At 70.6% G+C, this 4,830-nt stretch carries 5 protein-coding genes; all 5 read left to right on the top strand.

Features of this window, described 5'->3' with window-relative positions; all coding sequences use genetic code 11:
- Positions 1 to 134 precede the first annotated feature (134 nt).
- The 5 genes from DY245_RS34535 (at position 135) to DY245_RS34515 (ending at position 4,710) form a co-directional block, all read left to right on the top strand.
- Complete coding sequence (locus DY245_RS34535; RefSeq protein ID WP_128511060.1) at positions 135 to 623, top strand: DUF1453 family protein; 489 nt, start codon at positions 135 to 137, stop codon at positions 621 to 623.
- Between the two features lie 31 nt (positions 624 to 654).
- A complete protein-coding gene (locus DY245_RS34530) occupies positions 655 to 1,821 on the top strand; it encodes a sensor histidine kinase (protein ID WP_128511059.1) in 1,167 nt (388 codons plus the stop codon).
- Positions 1,818 to 2,492: a response regulator transcription factor gene (locus DY245_RS34525; RefSeq protein WP_128511058.1), complete on the top strand. Its 675-nt coding sequence runs from the start codon at positions 1,818 to 1,820 to the stop codon at positions 2,490 to 2,492. The genes DY245_RS34530 and DY245_RS34525 overlap by 4 nt, the downstream gene beginning before the upstream one ends.
- 107 nt (positions 2,493 to 2,599) lie before the next feature.
- The gene (locus DY245_RS34520) at positions 2,600 to 3,109 is read left to right on the top strand and encodes a DUF485 domain-containing protein (RefSeq protein ID WP_128511057.1); all 510 of its coding nucleotides are present in this window, start codon (positions 2,600 to 2,602) and stop codon (positions 3,107 to 3,109) included.
- Positions 3,106 to 4,710, top strand: coding sequence for a solute symporter family protein (locus DY245_RS34515; protein ID WP_128511056.1), 1,605 nt, complete (start codon positions 3,106 to 3,108; stop codon positions 4,708 to 4,710). The genes DY245_RS34520 and DY245_RS34515 overlap by 4 nt, the downstream gene beginning before the upstream one ends.
- Positions 4,711 to 4,830: the final 120 nt, after the last annotated feature.

The following is a 4,830-nucleotide window of genomic DNA, read 5'->3' as shown; positions in this document are numbered from 1 at the left end:
GCGCCTCTCCACCCCTGGGTGGAGAGGCGCCCGTCGCCATGTCCACCCGGGCCCCACCCTGGCTCCGATCCGCGCGACCGCCGCTCTCCATAGCGTCAAAAGCGTCGAATCCCCGCCCCGAGGAGGCTCAGGCCATGAGCGGTTTGCTCAACATCGTTGTGATCACCGCGGCTGTCGCGTTCGTGTTCATCCGGCAGTTCAAGGCGCAGCGCATCACCTCCGAGGGCAAGAAGTGGTGGCTGATCCCCGTCGTCCTGACGGTCATGGCGGTGCGGCAGGGCAGCCTCCTGGACGCCGCGCACCCCACGGCATCCGCCGCCCTGCTCGCCGTGGAGCTGCTGATCGGACTGGCCTGCGGCACCGGCTGGGCCTGGACGACGCGGATCTGGACGGACGCGGACGGCGCAGTGTGGACCAAGGGCGGCTGGGCCGCGGCCGGCGTATGGCTCTGCGGAATGGCGCTGCGCGTCGGACTCATGGGCATCGCCGCGGTCATGGGCATCCACCAGAGCAGCGCGGCCACCATGCTCTCCGTCGCCGCGATGCTGCTGACCCGGGCCGGCGTCACCGCCTGGCGGGCCCAGGCCGTGCAGCAGACGTACCGTGTTCCTGTTGCCGGCTGATGCCCGGCGCGCGCCATCGGAGGGACCGTACGTGCCGCTGAACTCCTGGACGAGCTGGCCCCTGCGGGAGTCACTGTCCCGTGAAGGCATCAGCGGCACCCGGCTGTGGCTCGGCCGGTCGGTGCGTGTCCTGGTGGTCGCCGGGCTGGTGTGGACCACCCTGGCGGGGCCCGGCTTCCGAGGGTGGGGCCTGGTGGCGGCCGGCGCCGGGATGGCCATCACCGTGCTGGCCTTCCGCGGCTTCTTCCGTACGACGCTGGAACGCCGCCTGTGGCCGTCCGTCGCACTGTTCGCCGTACTGGAGGCCGCGGCTTTCGGCTTCGAGTTCGCCGGGGCGCGGACACCCGCGATCGTCCTGTGGTGCGCCTGCGCCATCACCGCCATGGAGCGGCTGCCGCTGAGCGTCGCCGTGCCCTGCTCCGCCGCCGCCCTCGGCGCGTACGCAGCGGTCAACACCGACAACTGGATGGCGACCGCCGCGACCACCGTGGGCCTGGCGCTGGCGGGCTATGTCATACGGCTGGACGCCGAGGCGCGTGGCAACGCCCATCGGCTGCTGGCCCAGGAACGCGCGGCCCGTAAGGCCGAGGCCGAAACGGCGGCCCTCACCGAACGGGGGCGCATCGCACGCGAGATCCACGACGTCCTCGCCCACAGCCTCAGCGCCCAGCTGGTCCACCTGGAGGCGGCGCGACTGCTGATCCAGCGCAGCACCGACCTTGAGGCCGACCGTGACCACCTCCTGGAGCGGGTGGTGGCGTGCCGAGGAATGGCCCGAGAAGGGCTGGACGGCACGCGTGAGGCGCTTTCCGCCCTCCGCGGGGAGATGATCCCGGTCGAGGACTTTCTGCGCCGTCTGACCAGCGCTGAGGGCGCTCAGCTGGACGTCACGGGCGAGGCCCGCGCCGTGCCGGCCGAAGCGGGCCTCGCGGTCCGCAGGGTCGCCCAGGAGGCGCTGACGAACGTACGCAAGCACGCCCCGGGCGCCCGGGTGCACGTGCGGCTGGAGTACGCGGTGGACGACGTAGGACTCGAGGTGCGTGACTCCGGTGGCCGCGGCAAGCCCGGTGAACTCGCGAAGAGCGGTTCCGGGTACGGTCTGCTCGGGATGCGCGAGCGCGCCGAACTCCTCGGCGGAACGCTGGAGTCCGGCCCTGACGAGGAGGGTTTCGTGGTGCGGCTGCGGGTGCCTGCATGACGGCACGCAATGTGGCGCGTGTCGTGGTCGCCGATGACCAGACGGTGGTGCGCGAGGGAATCGTGATGCTGCTGGGGCTGCTGCCGGGAATCGAGGTCGTCGGATCGGCCGCGGACGGCGAGGAAGCGGTCCGTATGGTCGCCGAACTCGCCCCCGACGTCGTCCTGATGGACCTGCGCATGCCACGCTGCGACGGCGTCGAGGCCACCCGCCGGATCCGCACCGATCACCCCGGTACCCAGATTGTGGTGCTCACCACCTACGCCGACGACGACTCGCTCTTCCCGGCCCTGCAGGCCGGTGCCCTCGGCTATCTGACCAAGGACGCGGACGGCGACGAGATCGTCCGGGCCATCGACGATGTGCTGTCGGGCGAGGCCGGACTGTCGCCGAAGATCCAGCGCAGACTGCTGGAACGCTTCACGGAGCCCGTACGGACCCCGCCACAGCCGCCGGCCGAGCCCCCGGACGGGCTGACCGCCCGCGAAGTGGAGGTGCTGCGGCTGGTCGCCGAGGGCCGGTCGAATCCGGAGATCGCACGCACACTGCATGTCTCCACCGCGACCGTGAAGACCCACATCAACAATCTCTTCGCCAAAGCGGGGCTGCGGGACCGGGCCCAGGCCATCCACTACGCCTACCGCCACGGACTCGCACAGCCGCCCGGATGATTCATCACCTGATGGGGTGAAGGGTCCGGAATGGAGCATCCGAGATCCTCCTTTCTGTCCACCCTTGGGCCGCACGGACAACAGACCCGTGCACCAAGGAGAGTTCGGTGGACAAGCAGGACGGCCGCTCGGCCGGTGAACCAGGGGCCGTACGGCTCGATGAGCCCTGGTACGACGCTCTCACCTCCGGGTGGGGCGATCTGGACGGCACGGCGGACGCAACGGGTGAGCGGGACCGCGCCCAGGCGCCGCTGCCGGAACCGGTACCGGCAGCGGAACCGCAGCCCACGCCGTACGGCGAGGTCTATCTGGCGGTGCAGCGGAGCGCGGCCTTCCAGGAGGTGCGCCGCCGCTACCGACGATTCGTCGTGCCCGCCACGGCAGCCTTCCTGGCCTGGTACCTCGCCTACGTGACCGCCGCGATTGCCGCGCCGGGCCTCATGGCGCACCGCGTCGCCGGTGCCCTCAACGTCGCGATGCTCGCCGGGCTCGGCCAGTTCGCCACAACATTTCTGCTCACCTGGGCATACGCACGCCATGCGCGGCTGCGCCGGGACCGTGCGGCGCTCGACCTCCGCTGGGAGACCCAGGAACTGACCGGAGGGAACGCCCGGTGACCGGCGACCACCAGACCCTCGCGCTGGTCCTGTTCAGCGTGTTCATCGCGGTCACTCTCGCGATCACCACCTGGGTGAGCCGCCGCAGGCGCGGCTCCACCGAGGAGTTCTACGCGGGCGGCAGGCTCTTCTCGCCCATGGAGAACGGGTTCGCCATCGCCGGTGACTACATGTCCGCCGCATCCTTCCTCGGCATCTCCGGACTGATCGCCCTCTACGGCTACGACGGCCTGCTGTACTCGGTCGGCTTCCTCGTCGCCTGGCTCGTCGTCCTTTTCCTCGTCGCCGAACTGGTCCGCAACTGCGGCAGGTTCACCCTCGCCGATGTCGTCGCCGCCCGGATGCGCGAACGCCCCGTCCGTATCGCGGCCGGCGCGGCGTCCGTCACCGTGTCCGTGCTCTACCTGGTGGCACAGATGGTCGGCGCCGGCAGCCTGGTCGCGCTTCTCCTCGGTGGAGCGGGCCCGCAGGCCCGTACCTGGACAGTCATCGGGGTCGGCGCGCTGATGGTGGTCTACGTCGCCCTCGGCGGCATGCGGGCCACGACCTGGATCCAGGTCGTGAAAGCCGTGCTCCTCATGGGCGGCGCCATCGCACTGACCGTCCTGGTGGTCATCCGTTTCCACGGCGACATCAACGCACTGCTGAACACCGCCGCCGAACGCAGCGGCCACGGACGGGACTTCCTCGCACCCGGCCTCAAATACGGCGGCAACTGGACCTCGCGGCTCGATTTCATCAGCCTCGGCATGGCGCTCGTCCTGGGGACGGCCGGGCTGCCGCACATCCTGTCCCGCTTCTACACCGTCCCCACGGCGCGCGCCGCCCGGCGCTCCGTCGTCTGGTCCATCGGGCTGATCGGTGGCTTCTACCTGATGACCATCGTGCTGGGCTTCGGCGCCGCCGCGGTGCTCGGCAGCGACGCCGTTCGCACGTCCAATACGGCCGGCAACACCGCCGTCCCACTCCTCGCCCTCGACCTGGGAGGCGGGGCCGGTTCGACCGGGGGAACAGTTCTCTTCGCCGTGGTGGCCGCGGTCGCGTTCGCCACCATCCTGGCGGTGGTCGCCGGCATCACGCTCGCCTCGTCGGCCTCCGTGGCACACGACCTGTACGCCTCGCTGCGACGCCCACGTGGCACGGCACGCGACGCACAGCGCCGCGAGGTGGCCGTGGCACGCATCGCGGCGGTCGCCGTCGGCGCGGTCGCCATCGGCCTCGCCCTGCTCGCGCAGGACTTGAACGTCGCCTTCCTGGTGGGCCTGGCATTCGCCGTCGCAGCGTCGGCCAACTTGCCGGCTCTGCTGTACGCCCTCTTCTGGCGTCGCTTCACGACCCGGGGCGCGGTCTGGTCCGTCTACGGCGGTCTGATCCCGGCGATCACCCTGGTCGTCCTCTCGCCGGTGGTCTCCGGCAGTCCGCAGTCACTCTTCCCCCAACTGGACTTCGCCCTCTTCCCCCTGGACAACCCCGGGGTCGTATCGATCCCGCTGGGCTTCCTGATGGGCTGGCTGGGAACGGTGCTCTCCCCGGAGCCCGCCGACGAGGCCCGGCACGCAGAAACGGAGGTACGCGCGCTCACGGGGGCAGGCGCGGCTTAGGGCTCTGCCGACGCTGACCCTTCTGACGGGCCCTAGCTGTTCTGTCTCGGAAGGTTGTGGACGGGTGATGCAGGTCTCGGCTGAGGGATCTTGAACGGGTGAGGGCCTTGCGGGTTCGGT

Origin of the sequence: Streptomyces inhibens, assembly GCF_003389455.1 — a bacterium.
Lineage (GTDB): Bacteria > Actinomycetota > Actinomycetes > Streptomycetales > Streptomycetaceae > Streptomyces > Streptomyces inhibens.
The sequence above is the reverse complement of the archived record's forward strand: the minus strand, read 5'-3'. Positions and strand labels throughout refer to the sequence as shown.

Bases quoted from the DNA above. Each gene is read 5' to 3' on its own strand.
- DY245_RS34525 (WP_128511058.1), top strand. From the start codon at position 1,818: ATGACGGCACGCAATGTGGCGCGTGTCGTGGTCGCCGATGACCAGACG.
- DY245_RS34535 (WP_128511060.1), top strand. From the start codon at position 135: ATGAGCGGTTTGCTCAACATCGTTGTGATCACCGCGGCTGTCGCGTTC.